Source organism: Streptomyces sp. NPDC102258, from assembly GCF_055584685.1.
The window spans coordinates 1-24,662 of record NZ_JBVJLO010000020.1; the positions used below are offsets into that span (position 1 = coordinate 1).

Below are 24,662 nucleotides of genomic sequence, written 5' to 3' on the forward strand. Positions count from 1 at the left end.
TTGAGGCGCGGGGGTCCGGGGGCTGGCCCCCGGCAACGGCGCGCAAGGCGAACGGAGCGTCCAGCCAAAATCCAGCCTCGCCGGCGCTTGAGGCGCGGGGTCTGGGGCGGAGCCCCAGGGGGCCCGGGCGCGGGCGGGGTGCCGTCAGGGGAGGGTGGCCAGGAGGGCGGTCAGGGTGGGGGTCCAGGCGCTGTCCGACGGGGTCCCGTAGCCGACGACCAACGCTTCGCGCACCGGCATCGCCGACTCGGGGTGGCGGTACCCGGCCAGACCCTCCAGGGCCAGGTCCTGCCAGGCGGCGCCCCGCACCAGCCCCCGCTCCACCCCCACCGGAAGGTCCAGCACGGCGTGCAGCCCGGCCGCGATGCCGGAGACCGGGACCTTCCCCGCCACCGCGGCGACCAGCTCGTCCCGCCGCCGCCGGTACCGCACCCGCATCCCCCGCACGTGCCGGTCGTACGCCCCGGAGGCGAGGAACGCCGCCAGCGTCAGCTGGTCCAGCGCACTGGAGCCCCCCGCCAGCCGCCCCCGCACCGCGAGCACCTCCTCCAGCAGATCCGGCGGCAGCACCATCCACCCCATCCGCAGCCCCGGCGCCAGCGACTTGCTCGCGGTGCCGAGGTACACCACCCGGTCCGGGTCGAGCCCCTGGAGCGCGCCGACGCTCTGGCGGTCGTAGCGGAACTCCCCGTCGTAGTCGTCCTCCAGGATCACGCCGCCGGTGGTCCGCGCCCAGTCCACCGCCGCCGCCCGCCGCTCGGGGGTCAGCGCCCCGCCCGTCGGGTACTGGTGCGCGGGGGTCAGCAGTACCGCCCCCGTACGGGGACCGAGCCCGGCCAGGTCGGGGGTGCGGGCCCCGTCCGCGTCCACCCACAGCGGCCGGGTCCGCAGCCCGGCACCGGTCAGCAGGTCGCGGTGGATGCCGAGGCTGTACCCCTCCACCGCCACCTCCCGCACCCGGCGCGCCCGCAGCACGTGTCCGAGCAGCGTCAGCCCGTCCGCGAAGCCCCCGCACAGCACGATCCGGTCGGGATCCGCGTACACGCCGCGGGCCCGCGCCAGGTACCCGGCGAGGGCCTCGCGCAGCTCCACCCGCCCGCGCGGGTCCGCGGGGTAGCCGAAGGCGTCGTTCGGCGCGTCGGTGACCGCCCGCCGGGCCGCCGCCAGCCACGCCGCCCGGGGAAAGGCGCCGAGGTCCGGGGAGCCGGGCACCAGGCTGTACGAGGGCCCCCGCCGGGCCGGACGGCGTACCGGGGCCGCGCCCGCCGGCCGCCGCGGCCGGGCCCGCTCCGCGACCCGGGTCCCGGAACCCTGCCGGGCGGTCAGCCAGCCCTCCGCGACGAGTTCCGCGTACGCCTCGGCGACGGTGTTGCGGGCGATCCCCAGGTCGGCGGCGAAGGACCGGGACGACGGCAGCCGCGTCCCCGGCGCCAGCCGCCCCCCGCGTGCCGCCTCCCGCAGTGCCTCCGTCAGCGCGGCCCGCAGACCGCGCCCGCCGCGCACCGCCGCCGAGACGTCCAGGTGCAGGTCGGCTCCGAAAGTGGCCCAAGATCCCGTCATGGACATGGACCATATCCGCGGGCCGCACGCTCCGTACGGTGGAGCCATGACCCACGACACGAAGAGCACCGGACTCGCCGCCGAGCACCCGCCCCGCATGCAGCTGGCCCAGCTGGCGCCCCAGTTCTACAAGGCCGTCTACGCCATGGAGATCGCCTCCACCAAGGGCCTGGACCCGGTCCTGGTCGAGCTGGTCAAGATCCGCGCCTCGCAGCTCAACCACTGCGCGTTCTGCCTCGACATGCACACGAAGGACGCGCTCGCGCAGGGCGAGAGCGTCGAGCGGATCGTGCAGCTCAGCGCGTGGGAGGAGTCGCGGCACTTCTACACGGAGAAGGAGGTGGCGGCGATCGAACTGACCGAGGCCGTCACCGTCCTGACGGACGGCTTCGTCCCGGACGAGGTGTACGCCAGGGCCGCCGCGCACTTCGAGGAGACGGAACTGGCCCAGCTGATCGCCGTGATCACGACGATCAACGTCTGGAACCGGATCGCCGTCACCACCCGCCTCGTCCCGGGCCATTACACGCCGGGCATGTACAAGAACGCCTGACCCCGGCCTCCGGGGGCTCCGCTCAGCGCGGCCGGAACGAGTCCAGCGCCGCCGTCAGGTGCGCGCGCGTCGTCACCGTGTCCGTGGCCGGTCCGGCCGCGAGCAGGGCCCACCGGCCGCCGTCGGGTGTGCTGATGATCCGCTCCATGCCCTGGCGGCGGCCGTGCGACTCGGGGCTGTCGTACGCGTAGACCAGCTCGCAGGCGTCGGCCGCCGGCCGGTCGAGCGAGAGCTGCCGGTAGCCGGAGGTGCCGGCGGCCAGGCGCTCCGAGGACAGCCGCAGCAGTTCGCAGGAACCGGTGCCGGCGTCCTCGGTGACCCGGAAGATCTGGAGCAGGGCGCTGCGGTCACCGGGCGGCCGGTAGAAGGCGCCGCTGCCGGTCTCGTCGTGGCTGGGCTGCCAGCCGTCGGGGACGGCGACCGAGAAGCCGCCGCTCTCGTCGCGCACCACCGTGTAGCCCGCACCGGCCCCGCCCGACGGGCTGGCCGAAGCGCTCGGGCTCGCGCTGTCCGAGGGGGCGCCGGTGGGCGTACGGGAACCCGTGGGCCCCGGGGTCGGCTCCCGCGAGGGGGCCGACGCGGCGGGCGGGCGGGCGTCCGCGCCGGGGTCGTCCCGGCCGCCCAGCAGCATCCACGCCGCCACGGCGGAGCCGCCCACGGCCGCCGCCACCAGCCCCACCAGCAGCGGCATCCGCCACGGCCCGAACCCGCCGGGCCCCGCCGGGGCGTACGAGGGCACGGGCGCGGCCGACGGCTCCTCCCACGGCCCGTACCCGGGCGGCCCCGGCGGCACGGGCGGCAACGGCGGCAGCACCCCGGGCCCTCGGGGCGCCACGGGCCCCTCCCACCAGGGCGCCACGGCACCACCCGCCGCACCGGGACCGGCCGCAGGCCCGGCACCAGCCGCAGGCCCGGGGCCGGGCGGCGTACCGGAGCCGACCGCCGGACCGGGGCCCACACCAGGCTCGGGGCCGACCGGCGGCCCGGCCGGGGGTGCGGGCGGCACCGGCGGCACCCCCGGCTCCGGAGCCACGACCGGCTCCGGAGCCACGACCGGCCCCGGCTCCACCACCGGTTCCGGGACCGGCTCGGGGGTCGGCCCCGGCGCCGGCTCGGGGGTCGCGACCGGCCCAGCGACCGGCCCCGGAGCCACGGCCGGCTCCGGAGCCACGGCCGGCCCCGACTCCGACTCCGGCCCCGGCGCCCCGCCCCACTCCCACCGCTGCGCGCCCGGGTTCCACCACGGGGCGCCCTTGGCGTCGGCCACCGGTCAGCCCCCCAGCGACGTGAGCAGCCCGGCCAGGGCAGTGGCCGCGCTCACCGACTCCACCAGCGGAGCCCACCGCTCCAGCGCCCCGCGCAACCGCGCGGCCACGCCCGGCCGGATCGCGTCGGCCTCCTCCAGTTCCGCCGCGGCCCCGTCCAGTTCGGCGTCGAGCGCCGACCGGTCCTCGCCGCGCGGCAGCCGCACCAGCGCGGCGCGCAGTTCGAGCACCGCCTCCAGCAGCTCCGCGGCCCCGGGCGCGGGGGTCCCCGTACCGCCGTGGTGGACGGTGTTGGTGTGTCCGGACCCGCCGATGCTGAAGGCGCTCCCGCTGATCCCGCCGATGTGGACCGAGGGCTCCTCGCCGTTACTTGCCACCACTCTTCCTCCCACCGCTCCTGCTCCCGCTCCGGCTCCTGCCGCCACCGCCGGCCGTGTTGTGGTGCCCGCTGCCGCCGACGCTGAACGCGCTGTCGTTCACCGACTGGATGAACACGCCGCCCTCCGCGACGTGGACCGCGCGCTGCGCGAACTCCTCGGTGTGCCAGCCCGCTTCGTGCAGGGCGACGGTAATGCCTCCGACGATCCGGTCCTGAATGGTTTTCAGGTACCGGTCCAGGTCCATGAGGTGGAAGAGCGAGCCCTCGTCCTGCGCGGCGAGTTCCCGCACCGACAGCCCCGGCCCCTCGGGGCGCGCCCCGCCGTGGCCGCCGGTGGCGATCCGCCACCAGCTCGCGACGCCCCGGCCGAGGGTGGCGAGGGCGCCGGTGAAGGAACGGGGCGTCGCGGCGAGCGCTCCGACGGCCTTGCCGAACCAGTTGTTCGCCAGCAGCCGGTGCGCGTCCGCATCGGCCCGCTGAAAGTCCGTCCGTACGGGGAGCAGCACGTGCGGGGCCACTTCCAGCATCAGCATGCGGCCCTGGGTGTGGACCCGTACGAAGACGCTGACGACGAGGTTCTCGTCCCAGCCGCCGACCCGGACGCGCAGGAAGTGCCGGCGCCGCTCCCCGCCCTCCTCGATGGCCCCGCCGCGGTGCTCGGCGAAGTCCCACGGGGTCAGCGGGGCCGCGTCCCGGTGGGGCAGGCCGCCGGCCGGGAGGAAGACGCACTCGTCGACGACCAGTTCGCGCAGCCGGTCCAGGACGGCGGCCTCGGCCTGCGGGGAGCCGTGGTGGGACGGTACGCGCAGGGCCTCCAGGAACGGCACGACGCGCTCCACCATGTGGGCGTTGGTCAGGGGACGCGGCTCCCGGCCCGCGCCGAGGTCCTCGCGCGGACGCAGTTCGACGGACAGCTGCCAGGGCCGGAACGGCTCCCCGGCCCCGGTGAAGGGGCTGTTGACGTCGTACATGATCAGCGGGGCGTGCTGTTCGGCCCGGATACGGGTACGCACCCGGGCGAAACGCGGACTCGGCGAGGCCTCGGCGTCGTCGTTCACGGTGTCGGCGTACCGGGCGGGGGAGAGTTCGGTGGCGACGATGCGGGCGGCGTGTCCGCGCTGGAACGCGACGACGGCGACGATGGCGGCGAAGACGAGGGGGCTCAGCCACACGGCCGCGGGCGGACCGGAGTCCTCGCGCGGGTAACCGTACGGATCGCCGCCGAAGCCGCCTCCGTAGCCGGGGGAGACGAGGTCGTCGACGCCCAGGGAGAAGAAGGAGAGGGAGTCGCCGAGCGAGCCGCCCACCACCACCAGGACGCCCAGCAGGATGACGGCGAACGTCCACCACGCGACGATCCGGACCAGCACGCCCAGGAGGCGCAGCGGCACGCTCCCGCGGGCCCGGAGCCAGCGGGCCAGGCTGAGCAGCAGGAAGGGATACAGCAGCAGCGCGAGCAGACCGCCGGTCAGCAGCGAGCCGACGAACCAGGCCCCGAGGACGCCGCCGGCCCAGGCCAGTTCGAAGCGGCGGGCGCGCAGCGCGTGGGCGAGGACCCGGGCGGCGTCGAATCCGTAGGAGGGGGCGGCGATCCGCTCCTCGTGCACGAACAGTTCGTCGATCACCCGGTCGCGGTACGCGGCGTCGAGATAGGTGCCGGCGCACAGGAGCCGGCCGGCCTCGCTGACGGCGGGGTGCACGGGCGGGCGGCCGGCCCGTTGGCTCGCCCCGACACCGCCGGTGCCGGACTGAGGGGGGATCAGGTGGTCGGTCACCGGCCGACCTTATTTTGCGCCTACACGCGCCGACAGGTGAAAACGCGCCAAAACGCCCCGGCCTGGTTTGGCCGGGGCGTTGCGGCGTCTGTACAGGTCAGACGATCAGATCAGATGAGGCCGAGCTCGCGCACCGCGTCGCGCTCCTCGACGAGCTCCGCCACGGACGCGTCGATGCGCGCACGGGAGAACTCGTTGATGTCCAGGCCCTGGACGATCTCGTACTTGCCGTCCTTGGTGGTGACGGGGAAGGAGGAGATGATGCCCTCCGGGACGCCGTAGGAGCCGTCCGACGGGATGCCCATGGAGGTCCAGTCGCCCGCGGCGGTGCCGTTGACCCAGGTGTGCACGTGGTCGATGGCGGCGTTGGCGGCCGAGGCGGCCGAGGACGCGCCGCGCGCCTCGATGATCGCGGCGCCGCGCTTGGCGACGGTCGGGATGAAGGTGTCGGCGAGCCACTGCTCGTCGGACACGACCTCGGCGGCGTTCTTGCCGGCGATCTCCGCGTGGAAGATGTCCGGGTACTGGGTCGCCGAGTGGTTGCCCCAGATGGTGAGGCGCTTGATGTCGGAGACGGCGGCGCCGGTCTTGGCGGCCAGCTGCGAGATCGCGCGGTTGTGGTCCAGGCGGGTCATCGCGGTGAAGCGCTCGGCCGGTACGTCCGGGGCGGCGGCCTGCGCGATGAGCGCGTTGGTGTTGGCCGGGTTGCCGACGACGAGGACCTTGATGTCGTCCGCGGCGTGGTCGTTGATGGCCTTGCCCTGCGGCTTGAAGATGCCGCCGTTGGCGGAGAGCAGGTCGCCGCGCTCCATGCCCTTGGTGCGCGGGCGGGCGCCCACGAGCAGCGCGACGTTGGCGCCGGCGAAGCCCTGGTTCGGGTCATCGAAGATGTCGATGCCGCGCAGCAGCGGGAAGGCGCAGTCGTCGAGCTCCATGGCGGTGCCCTCGGCGGCCTTCATCCCCTGCGGGATCTCCAGGAGGCGGAGCTTGACCGGCACGTCCGCGCCGAGCAGGTGGCCGGAGGCGATGCGGAAGAGCAGCGCGTAGCCGATCTGGCCGGCAGCGCCGGTCACGGTGACATTCACGGGAGTGCGGGTCATGGCCTTCTCCGTTAGACAGCTGGCGGTGGGGCGTCCCCGCCCCATGTGCTGGGTCCCCGATGGGGGTGGACGCCGCTCCCCTGTCCTGGCGAATCTTGACGTGAAGAGACATCCGCCGTCAGGCTATCCGACCCGCGAGGTGGCGCACCCCCGGGTCCGTGTGGTCCATGGCACACGGACCCCCCGGATCGAAGGCCGGGACGGCTTTCAGGCCCCTTGCGCATCGCCCGGACGGAGGCGCGGCCGGTGGTGTCGGCGCTGACGTCAGCGAACGGTGAAGACGTCACCGCACGGTGAAGCGGACCGCGGTCTCCAGGAACGGCAGCTCCAGCCACGGTTTGGGCTCCACCATCAGCGCGAGCAGCGTGATAGAGACGCCGAGCAGCCCGTACGTGAGCATGTCCGTGAACCGGGAACGCACCGCGAGCATGCCCACGGAGGGCAGGACCCGCCGCATGACGGCGGCCGCGATGAGGGCGGCGCCGATCAGCAGGCAGCCGAACCGGGGATGGCTCGTCGCCGTGGACAGGAGCCCGACGGCGGTGGCGGCGAGGACGCTGAGCACCGGCCACTGGCGGGCCGGCGCGGGGGCGTCCCGGGGCGCGGCCCGGCCGCCGCCCTCGGGGCGGGCGGTGTCCTGGGTGACGGAGGGGAACCGCCGCGACTTCGCCCCGGCCTTCGGCTCGTCGGCGGGGGCGACAGCCGGGACGTCGGCCGGGGGCTGCGCGGACTGCGACGCCCCGGAGTCCGCGCCCGCGGCCGGCGGCTCCGCGTCGTGCTCAGCCCGCACTGGGGATCCGCTCCGCCGCCTCGACGACGTTCACCAGCAGCTGCGCGCGCGTCATCGGGCCGACCCCGCCCGGGTTCGGGGAGATCCAGCCCGCCACCTCGGCGACGCCCGGGTGCACGTCCCCGACGATCTTCCCGTTCTCGTCGCGGCTGACGCCGACGTCGAGCACGGCCGCGCCGGCCTTCACGTCCTCCGGCTTCACCAGGTGCGGCACGCCCGCCGCCGCCACGATGACGTCCGCCTGGCGCAGCAGCCCGGAAAGGTTGCGCGTACCGGTGTGGCACAGGGTGACCGTCGCGTTCTCCGACTTGCGGGTCAGCAGCAGTCCGATGGACCGGCCGACGGTGATGCCGCGTCCGAGGACCACGACGTGTGCGCCGTTCAGCTCGACCCCGTGGTGGCGCAGCAGCTCGACGATGCCGTACGGGGTGCAGGGCAGCGGGCCCGGCTCGTTCAGCACCAGCCGGCCGAGGGACATGGGGTGCAGTCCGTCGGCGTCCTTGGCCGGATCCATCAGTTCGAGGACGCGGTTGGTGTCGATGCCCTTGGGGAGCGGGAGTTGCACGATGTACCCGGTGCAGTCCGGGTCGGCGTTCAGCTCCCGCACGACCGCCTCGATGTCCTCCTGGGAGGCCGTCGCGGGCAGTTCGCGCTGGATGGAGCCGATGCCGACCTCGGCACAGTCCTTGTGCTTGCCGTTGACGTACCAGCGGCTGCCCGGATCGTCGCCGACCAGCAGGGTGCCGAGGCCGGGGGTGATGCCCCGGGCCTTCAGCGCCGCCACTCGGGCGGTCAGTTCGGACTTGATCGCGGCTGCGGTGGCCTTGCCATCGAGAATCTGGGCGGTCATGCGCCCCATCCTCCCGGATGGAGCGGTCCCGGTTCCAGTCGGGCGGAACCTGGACGGCGTACTTCATTGCACTTGCACAACAAGTCCGCCCCAGCCTCGCAACTGGCTGGACAAGGCCGGTACGGGACCACCACGATGACGGTCGGCAACACGATCGCAATGAGTGCCGCGGGCAGTGCCGGGGGGCGTACCGCAGAAAGCGAAGTCCTCCGTGCGTGCCGTGCGTCCCCGCACTTCACGGAGGAAAGACCCAGATGAGCTTCGGCGACCCGAACAACCCGTACGGGCAGCAGCAGCCGCCGGCCCCGCAGGGCCAGCCCGGCTACGGCTACCCGCAGCAGGCCCCGCAGGGCGTTCCCCCGCAGGCCGGTTACGGATACCCGCAGCAGCCGGGTCAGCCGCCGTACGGCGCCGTCCCGCCCCAGGCGGGCACGCTGCAGGCGAACAACGGCTACATCAACGTCGCGGGCCTCGGCACCGTCCAGATCGCCACGATGGGCCGCCGGTTCGGCGCGCGCCTCATCGACGGCGTCGCCATCGGCATCCTCTACGCCATCCTCAGCGCCATCGGCGTCGCGAGCGTCTTCGGCGCCTCGAAGTCCATCAGCGACTGCTCCGGCATGGACCCGATGTCCTCGGCGTACTCGTCCTGCGTGGACGACGCCAACGCGGCCGCCGGCGGCATCATCATGACCTTCCTCGGCATGATGCTGCTGTTCTTCCTGATCACCCTGCTCTACGAGTGGCTGATGATCGCCTTCCTCGGCGCGACCCTCGGCAAGATGGCGCTCGGCCTGAAGGTCGTCAAGGAGAACACCGGCCAGAACCCGGGTCTGGGCGGCGGCTTCATCCGCTGGATCATCCCGATCGTCGGCGCGTTCCTCTGCTACATCGGCGCCGTCCTGGTCTACCTGTCCCCGTTCTTCGACAACTCGGGCAAGCTCCAGGGCTGGCACGACCGCGCCGCCGGCACCCTCGTCGTCAAGACGAAGTAACCGTCTCCGCGTTCCCAGCTCTCACGGCGTTCACCGCTCGAACGCCCGAAGGCCGCGTCCCCGCAGTGCGGGGGCGCGGCCTTCGGTCTGTTCCGGGTCCGTCAGTGGAAGAAGTGGCGGGTGCCGGTGAAGTACATGGTCACGCCCGCCTTCCGGGCCGCCTCGACGACCTGCTCGTCACGGACCGAACCGCCCGGCTGGACCACGGCCTTGATGCCCGCCGCCGTGAGGATCTCCAGCCCGTCCGGGAACGGGAAGAACGCGTCCGAGGCCGCGTACGAGCCCCGCGCGCGCTCGGCGCCCGCCCGCTCGACGGCCAGCTTCGCCGAGTCCACGCGGTTGACCTGGCCCATGCCCACGCCGACGGAGGCGCCGTCCTTGGCCAGCAGGATCGCGTTGGACTTGACGGCCCGGCAGGCCTTCCACGCGAAGGCCAGCTCGGCCAGTTCGGCGGCGGACAGCGCGTCACCGGTCGCCAGCGTCCAGTTCGCCGGGTCGTCGCCCTCGGCGCCGCCCCGCTCCTTGTCGAACGTGTCCGACTGCTGGAGCAGCACACCGCCGCTGATCGGCTTGAGGTCACCCGCCTGGTGCGGGGTTCCGTCCACCTTCAGGACGCGGATGTTCTTCTTCTTGGCGAGGACCTCGACCGCCCCCTCCTCGTACCCGGGCGCGGCGATGACCTCGGTGAAGATCTCGGCGACCTGCTCGGCGAGCGCGACGGTCACCGGGCGGTTGACGGCGATCACGCCGCCGAAGGCCGACAGCGGGTCGCAGGCGTGCGCCTTGCGGTGCGCGGCGGCGATGTCGGTGTCCACGGCGATCCCGCACGGGTTGGCGTGCTTGATGATCGCGACGCAGGGCTCGTCGTGGTCGTAGGCGGCCCGGCGGGCGGCCTCGGTGTCCACGTAGTTGTTGAAGGACATCTCCTTGCCGTGCAGCTGCTCGGCGTTGGCGAGCCCGCCCGGCCGGCCGTCCGTGTACAGCGCGGCGGCCTGGTGCGGGTTCTCGCCGTAGCGCAGGGCGGACTTGCGCTCCCAGGAGCCCGCGAGGAACTCGGGCAGCGGCGCGTCACCGGACTCGGGCGCGTACACGTTGGTGAACCAGGTCGCGACGGCCACGTCGTAGGCGGCGGTGTGCTGGAAGGCCTCGGCCGCGAGCCGCTTGCGGGCGCTCAGGTCGAAGCCGCCGCCCCGGGCCGCCGCGAGGACGTCGGCGTAGCGGGCGGGGCTGGTGACGACCGCGACCGACGGGTGGTTCTTGGCGGCGGCGCGGACCATCGAGGGGCCGCCGATGTCGATTTGCTCGACGCACTCGTCGGGGGTGGCGCCGGAGTCGACGGTCTCCCGGAACGGGTACAGGTTGACGATCACCAGGTCGAAGGGCTCGACGCCCAGCTCGGCGAGCTGGTTGCGGTGGTCCTCCAGGCGCAGGTCGGCGAGGATGCCGGCGTGCACGCGCGGGTGGAGGGTCTTGACGCGCCCGTCGAGGCACTCGGGGAAGCCGGTCAGCTCCTCGACCTTGGTGACGGGCACCCCGGCCGCGGCGATCTTCGAGGCGGTGGAGCCGGTGGAGACGAGCGCGACGCCCGCCTCGTGCAGACCGCGCGCCAGCTCTTCCAGTCCCGTCTTGTCGTAGACGCTGACGAGCGCACGCCGGATCGGCCGCTGCGTGGTGGTCGGGTCGGTGCTCGCTACGGTCTCTGCGGCGGTCACTGGATCGTTACCTTTCGTCCCTCAATGCGGTAGCCGTGCCGGGCCAGGCGCCCCACGACGTCGACGAGCAGCTGGCGCTCGACTTCCTTGATGCGCTCATGGAGAGCGGCTTCGTCCTCGCCGTCCCGGATCTCGACGACACCCTGGGCGATGATCGGACCGGTGTCCACGCCGCTGTCCACGAAGTGGACGGTGCAGCCGGTGACCTTCGCCCCGTACGCGAGGGCGTCGCGCACCCCGTGCGCGCCGGGGAAGGCCGGGAGGAGGGCGGGGTGGGTGTTGATGAAGCGACCGCCGAAGCGGTCGATGAAGCGCTTGCCGACGATCTTCATGAAGCCGGCGGAGACGACGAGGTCCGGCGCGTGGGCGTCGGTGGCCTCCGTCAGGGCCGCGTCCCACTCCTCACGGCTCCCGTAGCCCTTGACCGGGCACACGAAAGTGGGGATCCCCGCCTTCCGTGCCCGGTCGAGCCCCGCGATGTTCTCGCGGTCGGCCCCGACGGCGACGACCTCGGCGCCGAAGCCCCCGGCCCCGCCGGAGTGCGCGTCGATGGCGTCGAGCAGGGCCTGGAGGTTGGTGCCGGAGCCGGAGACCAGCACGACCAGGCGGGAGGCGGGCATGGGGGGCCCTTTCTTACGGGAATGCCGTCATTCGTCTTGTGTGGTCATACGAAACTTCGGGGTACCGATATACGGGGAACCATACGAAGCCACCGACCGCCTGCAACGATACCGGCACACCGGACCGCCCCCGAGGGACGGGGGGACGGGTGGGCGGTAGCGTCAGGCGTACACCGCACGCCGGGCGCGCGCCCGGCCCACGACACAGGGGAAGTAACGCACTCGATGCCGGACCGCCGTCAGCCCGACCCCTCGACCGACGACAACCCCTTCGCGGCGCCGCCGGAGGGCCGGCCCGACCAGCTGTGGGAGCCCCGGCAGCCGCAGCGGCCGCACGAGGGCGGCGGCCCCGGCTCCGGCCAGGGCCCCTCGGACCCCGGCGGCCCCGGCGGGCCGGCCCGGTGGGACCCGACGGACCCGCTCCAGCGGCGCGCGCGGTACGCGCTGCTGGCGGGCATGTGGGGCTTCTTCTTCGGGATCTTCGGGATCCCCTCGGTGGGGCTGCTGCTGGGCACGCTCGCGATGTACTGGGGCATCAGCGCCCTGCGCGGCCGCCCCGCGACCGCCGCCGACCCCACGACGGGCACCCCGCCCCGCCCCGGCGGCCTGTCCGCCCTGGGCCCGGCGGCCCGCCCGCAGCGCACGGCGGCGATCAGCGGCCTGGTCACGGCGTCCCTGGCGCTGCTCCTGGCGGCGAGCTCGTACGCCCTGCAACTCGCGTACAAGGACTTCTACGTCTGCCGCGACGACGCCCTCACCCGCACCGCGGAACTCCAGTGCAACAACCTCCTCCCGGACAACGTGATCGGCGAAGTCCTGAAGGTCCAACGCTGACCCCCCACCGGCCAAGCCAGTCCCGCCGGGCAATCCAGCCTCGCCGGCGTTTGAGGCGCGGGGGTCCGGGGGCTGGCCCCCGGCAACGGCGCGGCAGCGACCCGACCACGCCGGCACAACTCAGCCCCGCCGGCGTTTGAGGCGCGGGGTCTGGGGCGGGGCCCCAGGATCAGGGCAGGGGCCGCCGCCGGGACAGCACCCGCGCCCCCGCCACCGGCGGCAGCATCGGCTTCGGCGGCACCCCCACCAACACCGGCGGAGCCACCGGCTCGGGCGGCACCCCCACCAACACCGGCGGAGCCACCGGCTCGGGCGGCACCCCGACCAGGACCGGCGGAGCCACCGGCTCGGGCGGAGCACCCCCCACCAGCACCGGCGGAGCCACAGGGCGGGCCGCCTCCCGCAGCGCCGCCCACCTCAACTCCCGCACCCCCGAGTCGTGCCACGCATCCTCCCCGGCCCCCCCAACGGCCGGCCGCGTCCGCCACACCTGCACCCCCACCGCCACCGGCACCCCCAGCACCAGCGTCCACCCCGCCGCCGCGCCCCCCACCGCCCACCACACGGGCCCGAACCCGGCCAGCGCCCGCGACCCCAGCGGCCCCGCCGAAGCCGCCGCCAGCCCGGCCATCCCCAGCCCGCACACCACCGCCCCCAGCGCCGCCGTCAGCGCCGTCTCCCCCGCCGACACCTCCCGCGCCCTGCGCACCGCGAACCACCCCACCAGCAGCCCGGCCACCACCGGCACCCCGGCCGCCGCCCAGGTGACCGGCGTACCCGGCCCCGCCGGCGGCAGCGCCGCCAGCAGCGGGAACCTCGGCAGGGCCGGCGCCCCCGCGAAGCCGAGCGGCGTCGCCGTCACCCCGGCCCCCACCACGAACCCGGGGCCCAGCCCGTACGCCGCGCCCCACACCATGGCGTTCGGCAGCAGCGCCGCCGCGAGCAGCAGCACCGCGAAGCGCCCCGACCACACCCCGGTCAGCGACAGGAACGAGGCCCGCGTCTCCGCCCCGTGCCACACCAGCGAGGCGCCGACGAGCAGCGCGCCGCCGCCCAGCAGTACGAGGACCCCGGCCGCGCCCGACCGCAGCGCCAGCGCGTAACGCGGGCGCGCGAAGTGCCTCCGTACGCCCCCCGGAATCCACTCCGGCAGCGTCGCCGACGGCCTCCCCTTCGCCGACCACACCCCGGCGGCCCCGGCCACCACCGCCACCAGCGGTACGTGCCAGGCCGCGCTGAGCGGGTCGGCGGGCATCGGCCCGCCCGCCGCGTACGCCGTGGCCAGCGCCCCGACGGCCAGGTAGCCGCAGGTCACGGCGGAGAACACCACCGAGGCCGGCAGTACCTCCTCCGGCTCCTCCCCCACCCCGGCGCCGTCGCCCGGCACACTGCCGAGCCGCGCCGCCCGCCGCATCAGCAGCACCGGCAGCGCCACCAGCAGCAACGGGGTCAGGCCGACGGGTGCGGGCACGCCGGAGAGGGTCTCGTAGCGGACGAGTTCCGTCCCGTGGGCCATCAGCCACAGCCCGGCGGCCAGGTGCAGGGCACCGCCCGGGCCGCTGTCCGGGTACGGCGAGCTGATCCACAGCACGATCACGAGCACGGCCAGGAAGCCGAGCCCCAGTCCGGCGGCCACGGCACCGCCCAGCACGCACGCGGCGGCGGCGGGCGAACGCCGTCGCGCGGCGGCTTGCGGGGCCGTCGGCAACGAGGTCCCGCGTTCGGTCACTTGGGTCACCCCGCCATGGTGCCAACGACACGCGCTATGGGCGGGTAACAGGCGAATGCCCGTGGTGTCGCTCAATATACGTTTATGTACTTTTTCGCCCAGGACTGCCGGGTCGCGGGGAGTGTGGCATGACACAAGGCGTCGAGACGGCCTCCGGCTCGGAGCTGGGCCTGCCGTCCCCCAAGGAACGCCGCAGGCTGCGCGAAGCGGCCGAGCTGACCCATGAGGAGGTGGCGGCGGCCGCGGGCGTCACCCCGGCGACCGCCCGCTCCTGGGAGACGGGCCGCACCGAGCCGCGCGGGCGCAAGCGCGAGGCGTACGCCGCCCTGCTGCACCGCCTCGCACAGGCGGACACCGTCCCGGAGGCGGACACCCCCGACCTGAACATCACCCCGACGGCCCCCCCACCCCCACCGTCACCCCCGGCATCCGCCCCACCGGCCGACCCGGCCGCACGGCCCCCCGCCCTGCCCACACGGCCCCTCTCCGAGACCCCCTCCGAGCCCACCCCGGTCACCCCCGTACGGGCGTTCGCCACCGCCACCGCCGGCCAGGCGCCCCCCGGCCCCGACGCCGCGCACCCCCACCCCGAGGCGACGCCCGAGCACGCCATCCCGCCCCCCGTCGCCCCGCCCCGCCCCGAAGCCGGCGCCGCCCCCGACCGGACGAGCGCGAACGGCCCGCGCACCCCCGAAACCCCCGCCGAAGCCCCCGCCGACGTCCCCGCCCCGCGGGCCCCCGCGCCTCCGGCGGACCCCGCCCAGGCCTTCGACGCCCTCTTCGCGCTCGCCGCCCCCTCCCTCGTCCGCCAGGCCTACCTGCTGACCGGCCGCCGCCGGCTCGCCCAGGAAGCGGTGGAGCAGGCGTTCCGGCAGGCCTGGGGGCGCTGGCCCGAGGTGGCCACCGACCCCGACCCCGTCGGCTGGGTCCGCGCGGCCGCGTACGAGTACGCCCTCTCCCCCTGGCACCGGCTCCGCCGCTCCCCGCACCCCCCCGAACCGGCCCCGGCCGAGCCCACCGACCGGATGCTGCTGGACGCCCTCCTCGACCTGCCGCCCGCGCACCGCCGGACCGTGCTGCTCTACGACGGCATCGGCCTCGATCTGCCCGACACCGCCGCCGAGACCGAGGCCAGCACGCCCGCCGCCGGGCACCGGCTGCTGCGCGCGCACGCCGAGCTCGCCGAACGGGTGCCCGGGCTGGCCGACGTACCGCCCGAGAAGCGGTCGGCCGTCCTGCGCGACCTGATCGCCGCCCTCCGCCCGCCCGTACCGCTGGAGCCGCACCGCACGGCGGCCACCCTGCGCGTCCTGACCGAGAACCGGTCCCGCCGGTGGGCGCGGGCCGCGCTCGGCCTGACCGCGGTCATCGCCGTGGCCACGGGATACACCACCGTCACCGCGCCGGACCGGTACCTGCCCCCGCTCTCGCCCGGCGCCAGCGTCTCCGGGGTCCCCCCGCACCCCGGGCCGCAACGGCTCACCGAGCAGAGCCGCCAGCTCCAGGACAAGCTGCGCGACGACCCGGCCGCCGGCCCCGCCAGGATCTCCCCGGCCCTGGAATGACGCCGGACGCGCAAACGGGCGTGGCCCGCACCCCCCGAGGGGGATGCGGGCCACGCCCGTATACGGAGCGGAGCGAACGGGCCTACTTGGCGGCGTTCAGGATCTCGCGCGCCAGCTTGGCGGTCTCGGTCGGCGTCTTGCCGACCTTGACGCCCGCGGCTTCGAGGGCTTCCTTCTTGGCCTGTGCGGTGCCGGAAGAACCGGAGACGATGGCGCCGGCGTGGCCCATGGTCTTGCCCTCGGGGGCGGTGAAGCCCGCGACGTAACCGACGACCGGCTTGGTGACGTGCTTCGCGATGAAGTCCGCCGCACGCTCCTCGGCGTCGCCGCCGATCTCGCCGATCATGACGATCAGGTCGGTGTCGGGGTCGGCCTCGAAGGCCTCCAGCGCGTCGATGTGCGTGGTGCCGATGACCGGGTCGCCACCGATGCCGACGGCGGACGAGAAGCCGATGTCGCGCAGCTCGTACATCATCTGGTAGGTCAGCGTGCCCGACTTCGACACGAGACCGATACGGCCGGGCTTGGTGATGTCGCCCGGGATGATGCCGGCGTTGGACTGGCCGGGGGTGATCAGACCCGGGCAGTTCGGGCCGATGATCCGGGTCTTGTTGCCCTTGGCCTTCGCGTACGCCCAGAAGGCGGCGGAGTCGTGCACCGCGATGCCCTCGGTGATGACGACGGCCAGCGGGATCTCGGCGTCGATCGCCTCGACCACGGCGGCCTTGGCGAAGGCCGGCGGGACGAAGAGGACGGAGACGTTGGCGCCCGTCTCCTTCATCGCCTCGGCGACGGAGCCGAAGACCGGGACCTCGGTGCCGTCGAAGTCGACGGTCGTGCCGGCCTTGCGCGGGTTCACGCCGCCGACGATGTTGGTGCCGTCAGCCAGCATCAGCTTGGTGTGCTTCATGCCCGTGGCACCGGTCATGCCCTGGACGATGACCTTGCTGTCCTTGTTGAGGAAGATAGCCATGTGAGTCTGTGACCTCTGCCCTTACTTCGCAGCCGCGAGCTCGGCGGCCTTGTCGGCCGCGCCGTCCATGGTGTCCACGCGCTGCACCAGCGGGTGGTTGGCGTCCGACAGGATCTTGCGACCCAGCTCGGCGTTGTTGCCGTCGAGACGGACGACGAGCGGCTTGGTGACCGCCTCGCCCTTCTCCTCCAGCAGGGCCAGCGCCTGGACGATGCCGTTGGCGACCTCGTCACAGGCGGTGATGCCACCGAAGACGTTGACGAAGACGGACTTGACGTCCGGGTCGCCGAGGATGATCTCCAGGCCGTTGGCCATGACGGCGGCGGAGGCGCCACCGCCGATGTCCAGGAAGTTGGCGGGCTTGACGCCGCCATGGTTCTCACCGGCGTAGGCGACGACGTCGAGGGTGCTCATGACGAGACCCGCGCCGTTGCCGATGATGCCGACCTCGCCGTCGAGCTTGACGTAGTTGAGGTTCTTCGCCTTGGCGGCGGCCTCCAGCGGGTTCGCGGCCGGGTGGTCCACGAACTCCTCGTGGCCCGGCTGGCGGAACTCGGCGTTCTCGTCGAGCGAGACCTTGCCGTCGAGGGCGATGACGTCGCCGGAGGCGACCTTCGCGAGCGGGTTGACCTCGACGAGGAGCGCGTCCTCGGCGATGAAGGTCTGCCACAGGGTCACGAGGACCTCGGCGACCTGCTCCGCGACCTCGGCCGGGAACTTCGCCAGGGCGACGATCTCGCGGGCCTTCTCGATGGTCACGCCCTCGTTGGCGTTCACCGGGACCTTGGCGAGCTTCTCCGGGGTCTCCTCGGCGACCTGCTCGATGTCCATGCCACCCGCGACCGAGGCCATGGCCAGGAAGGTGCGGTTGGTGCGGTCCAGCAGGTACGAGACGTAGTACTCCTCAAGGATCTCGGGAGCCGTCTCGGCGATCATCACCTTGTGGACCGTGTGGCCCTTGATGTCCATCCCCAGGATGTCCGTCGCACGGGCGACGGCCTCGTCCGGGGTGGCGGCCAGCTTGACGCCGCCGGCCTTGCCGCGGCCGCCGACCTTCACCTGGGCCTTGACGACCGACTTGCCGCCCAGCTTCTCGGTGGCCTCGCGAGCCGCCTCAGGCGTGTCGATCACTTCACCGGCCAGCACCGGTACACCGTGCTTGGCGAAGAGGTCCCTCGCCTGGTACTCGAACAGGTCCACGCGCGTCCGTCCCTTGTCTTCAAAGATTCGCAGTGATTCGCGGTTGTCTGCTATCTGCGTGGGCGTGCCGCGGAGGGCAACGTGACGGCGCTGTCACAAGGGAGGCGCACACGGTGACCGTGGACGCGGCATGTCCGTCTCGCAGGTTATCCCCGTGGGACCTGCGTCCCTAAATCGCAGATCACACCTGAGCGGTGATACCTGTCACAGATCGCCTCACGGTTGAACTGCGACTTCGTGTGTTCTGACGATGTGCGTCCGCGTTCCCGTGTGCTCGGGAGGGGACGCCCCGCGTGCTCCGGCGGGGCGTCTCACGGGCTCGGGAGGGGCCGCTTCTCCAGGGCCGCCGCCATCACCTCCGGGAACAGGTCGGGGGTGCAGGCGAAGGCCGGGGCGCCGAGCGCGGCGAGGGCCGCCGCGTGCGCGTGGTCGTAGGCCGGGGCGCCCTCGTCGGACAGCGCGAGGAGGGTCACGAACTCCACCCCCGCCGCCTTCATCGCGGCGACCCGCTGGAGCATTTCGTCCCGTATGCCGCCCTCGTAGAGATCACTGATCAGGACGACGACCGCGTCGGCGGGACGGGTGATGCGGGACTGACAGTAGGCGAGCGCGCGGTTGATGTCCGTGCCGCCGCCCAGCTGGGTGGCGAAGAGGACGTCGACCGGATCGTCGAGCCGCTCGGTGAGGTCCACCACCGCCGTGTCGAAGACGACCAGCCGGGTGGCGATCGAACGCATCGAGGCCAGCACCGCGCCGAAGACCGAGGCGTAGACGACGGAGGCCGCCATCGAACCCGACTGGTCGACGCAGAGCACGACCTCCTTGCGCACCGCGCGCGCGGCCCGGCCGTACCCGATGAGGCGCTCCGGCACGACCGTGCGGTGCTCGGGCAGGTAGTTCCGCAGGTTGGCCCGGATCGTCCGGTCCCAGTCGATGTCCGCGGGGCGGGGGCGCGAGGTCCGCGCCGAACGGTCGAGGGCGCCCCCCACCGTGGCCCGGGTCCGGGCGGCCAGCCGCTTCTCCAGCCGCTCGACGACCGTACGGACCACGGCCCGCGCCGTGGTCCGGGTGGTGTCGGGCATCGCCTTGTTCAGCGACAGCAGCGTGCCGACCAGGTGGACGTCGGGCTCGACGGCCTCCAGCATCTCCGGCTCCAGCAGCAGGGCGGACAGGCCGAGCCGCTCGATGGCGTCCCGCTGCATGACCTGGACCACCGAGCTGGGGAAGTACGTACGGATGTCCCCGAGCCAGCGCGCCACGTGCGGTGCGGAGCCCCCGAGCCCGGCGCCCCGCTCCGCCCGGTCCCCGCGCCCGGTTCCCCCGCCCCCGTACAGCGCTCCCAGGGCGGCGTCCATCCCGGCGTCCCTGCCGCCGAGCGCCCACCCCGTGCCGTCCGCCTCCCCGCCCCCGAGCACCATCCGCCACCGCCGCAACCGCTCGCCCCCCGCGCCAAGCCCGTCGGCGCCCGCAACCGCGCCCGTATCCCCACGCGAGTCCGTGTCCGTGCCCATGCCTGTCCCCGTCCCCGCGTCCGTGCCGATGCCCGCGTCCGTGCCCATGCCCGTCCCCGAGTCCATGCCCACGCCCGTGCCCCTGCCCACGCGCATGTCCGTCTCCGTCTCCGGCTCCGTCCCGGTCCCCGTCATCTGCCCTTCCCCCTTCGCCCGTCCGGCCTTCCGGGGCCCATGGCCCCTGGCCCCCTGTCCCGTCCCCCGCCCGCTCCCCAGGCCCGCAGGCCCGCAGGGCTTCAGGCCGGGGCCGCGGCGAGGAGCGTGCGGACCAGTGCGGCCGCCGCGGCCGCGCGGTCCGGATCGAGCTCCGGGGCGAAGCCCTCGGGGGCGGCGCGGGACGCGGACCGCCCCCGGCGCCCGCCGCCCGGCCCCCGCCGGACCAGCTCGCCCAGCGTCCGTCTCACCCCGGGCTCGTACGCCCCGAAGGTGCGCCGCAGCAGGGGCAGTACGCCGATGAACGCCCGCTCCGGCACCGACACCAGCCAGGCGTCGATCAGGCCCATCAGCCGCTCGTCGTGGACCAGCAGAGTGCCCCCGCCGGCGCCCCCGCCCGCGAAACCCTCGATCCAGCCCGCCGCGTCCGCCGGGGCCGCCGCCGGGGACAGCGCGAGTCCCATCAGGCGCGCCGGCTCCCCGTCCGGGAGCCGGCCGCCGTCCAGCAGCAGCCGGGCGGCCCGGCCCCGGATCAGCCCGGGCACGGCGTCCCGCCCGGCCAGCGTCCGCAGCACCGCCGACCAGCGCTCGCGCAGCCCCGGCGCGTCGTCCGCCAGCAGCGCGACCGCCCCGTGCACCGCGTCGACGTGGTCCCGCAGCACGGCCGCCGCGTCGGCGTCGAGCCCGGCCGCGCAGGCCGGGGGCAGCGCCACGCAGATCCGCTCCGCGAGGCCCGCCGCGACGGTCCCCAGCGCCCGCGCGTCGGTCCCCCGTACGTCCCCGTACCGCAGGGAACGGGCCAGCGCGGGCAGCGCCGCCGCCAGGCGGGCCACATCGGTGTCGAGCGCGGCCCGGTCGGCCAGGGCCCGCAGTACGGCGGGCAGTGCCTCCGAGAGCCCGGCCGACAGGCAGCGCTCGGCCAGCGCGGCGACCTCGGCCAGCTCCCCGGCCGCCGCGGCGTCGGCCTCCGCCTTCGCGGTGGCCGCTCCGAGGACGGTGGTGCCCCAGATCCCGGCCTCAACGACCCGGACCGACAACTCGGGCTCCCAGCACAGCCGCCAGGTCTCGCGGAAGGTGCCCGTACCGCTCCGGGAGGCCGTCGGCACGCCCCATTCGACGCCGAGCAGCCGCAGCCGGTGCAGCAGCAGGGACCTGGCCGCGTCGGTGTCCTTGCGCAGGTCCAGCTCCAGTTCGCGGCGCTGGGCCTCGGCCTTGAGGCGCAGCGAGCGCATCCGGCGGGTGAGGTCGCGCTGGAGCGGTACGGCGGGCGCGCCGTCCGGGACCTCGCCGAGTACGTCGCCGACGACGAGCCGGTCCTCGATCAGGGCGAGCGGTACGTCGGAGCCGTCGCACATCACCGCCCGGACGGCCTCCAGGGTCTCGGTCAGCCCGGGCAGCGGCCGGTCGCGGACGGCGGCCAGGGTGGTGGCCAGCCGGACCGCCTCGATCACGTGCGCCGGGGAGACCTGCCGGTCCTCCTCCCGCAGCAGCTGCGCGACCTTCGTCAGCCAGCGTTCGACGGGCCGGTCCCGGGCGGCGAAGAGGTGGGCGTACCAGCCGGGTGAGGTGATGCCCGCGCCGTACCCGCCGGCCCGGGCGAGCCTGCGGTGGGTCCAGGGCACCCAGCTGGTCTCCACCTTCGTCTTCGGGAGTCCGGAGAGCAGGGCCCGGTCGGCCGCCGCCGTGGTCCGCGCGCGCAGCGCCGGGACGTGCCAGGCCCCGCACACCACGGCGTGATCGGCGCCGAACTCCCGGCGGGCGGCGCGCATCCGCTGACGCATGTGGGCCTCGCGGAGGAGGTCGCGGGGCCGGCCGCCGTCCCCGCAGGCCTCGCGCAGGGCCCCCATCGCCTCCGCGACGGCCTCGAAGACGGCCAGCGGGTCCCGGGCGGCGCCCGCGTCCCGGTGCTCGACGACGTCCTCCCACCAGCGCTCCGGATCGTCGTACCCGGCGGTGCGGGCGAGCGCGGCGAGAGGGTCCACCGGCACGTCACCGGCCTCCTCCGGGGCGGGCTCCCCCGCCGCGCGGGCGCCGGACTCCGGCGCGGCGGCCAGCGTGTGCGCGGCGGGCAGGTCGATGAAGCGGACGGGCACGCCCCGCTCCTGCGCCCAGCGCAGGGCGACCCACTCCGGGGAGAAGGCGGCGAGCGGCCAGAACGCGGCCCGCCCCGGGTCGTCGGCCGCGTGCGCGAGCAGCGCGACCGGCGGGTGCATCCCGGGATCGGCGGCCAGCGGCAGCAGCGCGTCCGCCTCGGGCGGTCCCTCGATCAGCACGGCCCGCGGCCGGGCGGCGTCCAGCGCGGCCCGTACCGAGCGGGCGGAGCCCGGCCCGTGGTGGCGCACGCCCAGCAGCAGCGGTCCCGCGGCCCCCGGACTCATGCCGTCACCTCCCGGCAGGCGCGGTAGAAGTCCTTCCAGCCGTCCCGCTCGCGGACGACCGCCTCCAGGTACTCCTGCCAGACGACCCGGTCGGCGGCCGGGTCGCGGACGACGGCTCCGAGGAGACCGGCGGCCACGTCGGAGGGGCGCAGGACGCCGTCGCCGAAGTGGGCGGCCAGGGCCAGGCCGCCGGTGACGACGGAGATGGCCTCGGCGGTGGAGAGGGTGCCGCTGGGCGACTTCACCTTGGTGCGGCCGTCGCCGGTGACGCCCTCGCGCAGCTCCCGGAAGACGGTGACGACCCGGCGGATCTCCTCCAGTCCCTCGGGGGCCGCCGGGAGTTCCAGGGCGCGGCCCAGCTGGTCGACGCGGCGGGCGACGATGTCGACCTCGGCGTCGGCGGTCGCGGGCAGCGGCAGCACCACCGTGTTGAAGCGGCGGCGCAGGGCGCTGGAGAGCTCGTTGACGCCGCGGTCGCGGTCGTTGGCGGTGGCGATGAGGTTGAAGCCGGGTACGGCCTGTACCTCCTGGCCGAGTTCCGGTATCGGGAGGGTCTTCTCGGACAGGACGGTGATGAGGCTGTCCTGGACGTCGGCCGGGATGCGGGTCAGTTCCTCGACCCGGGCGGTCGTGCCCGCGGCCATGGCCCGCATGACGGGACTGGGGACGAGGGCTTCGCGGCTCGGGCCGTGGGCGAGGAGGCGGGCGTAGTTCCAGCCGTAGCGGATGGCTTCCTCGGACGTGCCTGCGGTGCCCTGCACGAGGAGGGTGGAGTCCGCACTGACGGCGGCGGCGAGGTGTTCGGAGACCCAGGTCTTGGCGGTGCCGGGGACGCCGAGGAGGAGCAGGGCGCGGTCGGTGACGAGGGTGCTGACGGCGACCTCGACGATCCTGCGAGGGCCGACGTACTTCGGCGTGATGACCGTGCCGTCGGCGAGGGTGCCGCCGAGCAGGTAGGTGGCGACGGCCCACGGGGAGAGTTTCCAGCGGGCCGGGCGGGGCCGGTCGTCGGCCGCTTCCAGGGCTTTCAGTTCGTGTGCGAAGGCGTCTTCGGCGTGCGGTCGCAGTACCTCTGCGGCGGTGTCGGTTCCGGGCATGGTCATGGTCCCCCTCCAAGGCTCGCCGGCCGTTCCCGACCGCTTCCACCACGGTGCACCATGCCACTGACAACGCCCGCTGTTCGAGGCGTTGTTGCAGGTCAGAGCGATTGTCAGTGGGGGTCCCTACGGTGGTTCACATGACTGGGCAGCGGGTCCGACTGACGGTGGAACAGGTACTGGCTCTGGCTCCTGACGAGGCATCGCGCAGGGCGGGAGGGAAGCTGGGAGGGGAGGGGTCGTGGACGCATACCGGAGGTTCCGCTTCCGGTGCGGTGTGGGGGTGGTGCGCGGGCAGCGGGCGGACGCCGTACCGGACGGTCGTGGATCCGGCGGGGCCGGCGTACCAGTGCACCTGCCCGAGCCGGAAGTTCCCGTGCAAGCACGCGCTGGGACTGCTGCTGCTCTGGGCGGCGCGGGAGGCGGACGCGCCGGCCGAGGCGTCGGCCGAGGCGCCCGACTGGGCGGCCGGGTGGCTGGCGGAGCGGGCGGCGAAGGCCGGACGTACGGCGGCCGGTCCGGCCCGGCCGGTGGACGCGGAGGCGGCCCGGAAGCGGGCCGAGCGGCGGGCGGAGCGCGTGGGGGCGGGCGTCACCGAGCTGGAGCGGCGGCTCGCGGACGCGCTCCGCGAGGGGCTGGCCGGGCAGGAGCGGGCGGGCTACGCGGGATGGGAGGAGACCGCCGCCCGGATGGTCGACGCGCAGGCGCCCGGACTGGCCACCCGGGTGCGGGAGTTGGGGGCAATACCCGGTTGCGGCGCCGGCTGGCCCGCCCGGATGCTTGAGGAGTTCGCGCTGCTGCACCTGCTGGACAGGGCCTGGCTGGGGGTGTCCGGGCTGCCGGAGCCGCTGGCCGCGACCGTCCGCAGCCGGGTGGGGCTGCCGTACGCGGCGGAGGGGGAGACCGTCCGGGACCGCTGGCTCGTACTGGCCCAGTACGACTCGGTGTCCCCGGACGGCCGGCTCACCACCCGCCGGACGTGGCTGCGGGGGCTGGGGAGCGGACGCCCGGCCCTGGTGCTGGACTTCGGCCCGCCCGGGCGGCCGCCGGAACTGGCGCTGCCCGTCGGGCTGGTGGTGGAGGCGCCGGCGCGCTTCCGGACCGGTACGGCGGGACTCCGGGCCGATCTCGGGGACCGCACCGTCACGGCGGCGGCCACCGGGGCACCGCCCGGGGTGGGTACCGGGGAGGCGCTGGCCGCCTACGGGAGCGCGCTGCGGGAGGACCCGTGGCTGGATTCCTGGCCGGTGGTCCTGGGCCCGGTGGTCCCGATACCGGGGGAAGCGGGCGAGGGGGTCTGGCAGATCGCGGACGCGGAAGGGACGTCCGCACTGCCGGTGACGCTCGCCGGGGGCCGCTCCCGGTCGGGGCTGTGGCAGCTGGCAGCCCTGTCGGGCGGCGGGCCCGTCACGGTCTTCGGCGAGTGCGGCCACCGCGGCTTCACTCCGCTGACGGCCTGGCACCCGCAGACCGGGGAGCCGGTCGCCCTGGGGTGACCGGGGCCCGGGGGGCCGTGCGAAGGAAGGGGGACGGCGGATCGGGACCGGTGGACCGGTACCGCGAGGAACCGGCACGACCGGGATCCGCCGTGCACGTCGAGTACCCGGAACGGGGCGCGGGGGC

20 protein-coding genes are annotated in these 24,662 nt (G+C 74.6%); 5 read left to right on the forward strand and 15 right to left on the reverse strand.

Translation table 11 applies throughout. The features are described 5' to 3' along the window. Nucleotides 1–144: 144 nt before the first annotated feature. A complete protein-coding gene (pdxR, locus tag ACZ6ZT_RS27760) occupies nt 145–1,560 on the reverse strand; it encodes a MocR-like pyridoxine biosynthesis transcription factor PdxR (protein ID WP_469722733.1) in 1,416 nt (471 codons plus the stop codon). 46 nt (nt 1,561–1,606) lie between these two features. Between pdxR and ACZ6ZT_RS27765 the strand changes: the two genes are divergently transcribed. Further along, nucleotides 1,607–2,113, forward strand: a complete 507-nt coding sequence (locus tag ACZ6ZT_RS27765; protein ID WP_469722735.1) for a carboxymuconolactone decarboxylase family protein — start codon at nt 1,607–1,609, stop codon at nt 2,111–2,113. Nucleotides 2,114–2,135: 22 nt separating this feature from the next. Here the strand turns inward: ACZ6ZT_RS27765 and ACZ6ZT_RS27770 are convergent, their stop codons facing one another. The 6 genes from ACZ6ZT_RS27770 to ACZ6ZT_RS27795 form a co-directional block, all read right to left on the reverse strand. Further along, on the reverse strand, nt 2,136–2,948 hold the full coding sequence (locus ACZ6ZT_RS27770) for a hypothetical protein (RefSeq protein ID WP_469722736.1): 813 nt from the start codon (nt 2,946–2,948) through the stop codon (nt 2,136–2,138). A 435-nt stretch (nt 2,949–3,383) separates the two neighbouring features. Next, nucleotides 3,384–3,755 (reverse strand): hypothetical protein, encoded by a 372-nt coding sequence (locus tag ACZ6ZT_RS27775; RefSeq protein ID WP_469722737.1) that lies wholly within the window; start codon nt 3,753–3,755, stop codon nt 3,384–3,386. Continuing rightward, nucleotides 3,745–5,532, reverse strand: a complete 1,788-nt coding sequence (locus tag ACZ6ZT_RS27780) for a hypothetical protein (RefSeq protein ID WP_469722739.1) — start codon at nt 5,530–5,532, stop codon at nt 3,745–3,747. The genes ACZ6ZT_RS27775 and ACZ6ZT_RS27780 overlap by 11 nt, the downstream gene beginning before the upstream one ends. A 110-nt stretch (nt 5,533–5,642) precedes the next feature. After that, nucleotides 5,643–6,632 carry a malate dehydrogenase gene (locus tag ACZ6ZT_RS27785; RefSeq protein WP_469722740.1) on the reverse strand — a complete coding sequence of 330 codons (990 nt, stop codon included), beginning with the start codon at nt 6,630–6,632 and terminating at the stop codon, nt 5,643–5,645. Between the two features lie 283 nt (nt 6,633–6,915). After that, on the reverse strand, nt 6,916–7,422 hold the full coding sequence (locus tag ACZ6ZT_RS27790; protein WP_469722741.1) for a DUF3017 domain-containing protein: 507 nt from the start codon (nt 7,420–7,422) through the stop codon (nt 6,916–6,918). Continuing rightward, nucleotides 7,412–8,272: a bifunctional methylenetetrahydrofolate dehydrogenase/methenyltetrahydrofolate cyclohydrolase gene (locus tag ACZ6ZT_RS27795; protein WP_469722742.1), complete on the reverse strand. Its 861-nt coding sequence runs from the start codon at nt 8,270–8,272 to the stop codon at nt 7,412–7,414. Before ACZ6ZT_RS27795 ends, ACZ6ZT_RS27790 begins: the two co-directional genes overlap by 11 nt. Before the next feature lie 254 nt (nt 8,273–8,526). On the opposite strand from ACZ6ZT_RS27795, the gene ACZ6ZT_RS27800 reads away from it, so the two are divergent. Then, the gene (locus ACZ6ZT_RS27800) at nt 8,527–9,267 is read left to right on the forward strand and encodes an RDD family protein (RefSeq protein WP_469722743.1); all 741 of its coding nucleotides are present in this window, start codon (nt 8,527–8,529) and stop codon (nt 9,265–9,267) included. Between the two features lie 101 nt (nt 9,268–9,368). Here ACZ6ZT_RS27800 and purH read toward each other — a convergent pair whose 3' ends face one another. Beyond that, nucleotides 9,369–10,979 carry a bifunctional phosphoribosylaminoimidazolecarboxamide formyltransferase/IMP cyclohydrolase gene (gene purH, locus ACZ6ZT_RS27805; RefSeq protein ID WP_469722744.1) on the reverse strand — a complete coding sequence of 537 codons (1,611 nt, stop codon included), beginning with the start codon at nt 10,977–10,979 and terminating at the stop codon, nt 9,369–9,371. Next, on the reverse strand, nt 10,976–11,599 hold the full coding sequence (gene purN / locus ACZ6ZT_RS27810) for a phosphoribosylglycinamide formyltransferase (RefSeq protein WP_469722745.1): 624 nt from the start codon (nt 11,597–11,599) through the stop codon (nt 10,976–10,978). The genes purH and purN overlap by 4 nt, the downstream gene beginning before the upstream one ends. Before the next feature lie 225 nt (nt 11,600–11,824). Here purN and ACZ6ZT_RS27815 point away from each other — a divergent pair, with 225 nt between their 5' ends. After that, nucleotides 11,825–12,433 carry a hypothetical protein gene (locus tag ACZ6ZT_RS27815; RefSeq protein WP_469722746.1) on the forward strand — a complete coding sequence of 203 codons (609 nt, stop codon included), beginning with the start codon at nt 11,825–11,827 and terminating at the stop codon, nt 12,431–12,433. 169 nt (nt 12,434–12,602) lie between these two features. On the opposite strand, the gene ACZ6ZT_RS27820 is transcribed toward ACZ6ZT_RS27815, so the two are convergent. Continuing rightward, nucleotides 12,603–14,171 (reverse strand): cell division protein PerM, encoded by a 1,569-nt coding sequence (locus ACZ6ZT_RS27820; protein WP_469722747.1) that lies wholly within the window; start codon nt 14,169–14,171, stop codon nt 12,603–12,605. 119 nt (nt 14,172–14,290) lie between these two features. Between ACZ6ZT_RS27820 and ACZ6ZT_RS27825 the strand changes: the two genes are divergently transcribed. Then, the gene (locus tag ACZ6ZT_RS27825; protein ID WP_469722748.1) at nt 14,291–15,727 is read left to right on the forward strand and encodes a helix-turn-helix domain-containing protein; all 1,437 of its coding nucleotides are present in this window, start codon (nt 14,291–14,293) and stop codon (nt 15,725–15,727) included. Nucleotides 15,728–15,809: 82 nt separating this feature from the next. On the opposite strand, the gene sucD is transcribed toward ACZ6ZT_RS27825, so the two are convergent. The 5 genes from sucD to ACZ6ZT_RS27850 all read right to left on the reverse strand — a co-directional run bounded on the left by sucD (nt 15,810) and on the right by ACZ6ZT_RS27850 (nt 23,045). Further along, nucleotides 15,810–16,700, reverse strand: coding sequence for a succinate--CoA ligase subunit alpha (gene sucD, locus ACZ6ZT_RS27830; RefSeq protein ID WP_469722749.1), 891 nt, complete (start codon nt 16,698–16,700; stop codon nt 15,810–15,812). A gap of 21 nt (nt 16,701–16,721) precedes the next feature. Continuing rightward, nucleotides 16,722–17,900 carry an ADP-forming succinate--CoA ligase subunit beta gene (gene sucC / locus ACZ6ZT_RS27835; RefSeq protein ID WP_469722751.1) on the reverse strand — a complete coding sequence of 393 codons (1,179 nt, stop codon included), beginning with the start codon at nt 17,898–17,900 and terminating at the stop codon, nt 16,722–16,724. A 311-nt stretch (nt 17,901–18,211) separates the two neighbouring features. Beyond that, nucleotides 18,212–19,318, reverse strand: a complete 1,107-nt coding sequence (locus tag ACZ6ZT_RS27840; RefSeq protein WP_469722896.1) for a VWA domain-containing protein — start codon at nt 19,316–19,318, stop codon at nt 18,212–18,214. Between the two features lie 329 nt (nt 19,319–19,647). Continuing rightward, nucleotides 19,648–21,942, reverse strand: coding sequence for a DUF5682 family protein (locus ACZ6ZT_RS27845; RefSeq protein ID WP_469722752.1), 2,295 nt, complete (start codon nt 21,940–21,942; stop codon nt 19,648–19,650). Next, the gene (locus ACZ6ZT_RS27850) at nt 21,939–23,045 is read right to left on the reverse strand and encodes an ATP-binding protein (protein ID WP_469722753.1); all 1,107 of its coding nucleotides are present in this window, start codon (nt 23,043–23,045) and stop codon (nt 21,939–21,941) included. The genes ACZ6ZT_RS27845 and ACZ6ZT_RS27850 overlap by 4 nt, the downstream gene beginning before the upstream one ends. A 134-nt stretch (nt 23,046–23,179) precedes the next feature. On the opposite strand from ACZ6ZT_RS27850, the gene ACZ6ZT_RS27855 reads away from it, so the two are divergent. Further along, nucleotides 23,180–24,535, forward strand: a complete 1,356-nt coding sequence (locus ACZ6ZT_RS27855; RefSeq protein ID WP_469722754.1) for an SWIM zinc finger family protein — start codon at nt 23,180–23,182, stop codon at nt 24,533–24,535. Nucleotides 24,536–24,662 lie beyond the last annotated feature (127 nt).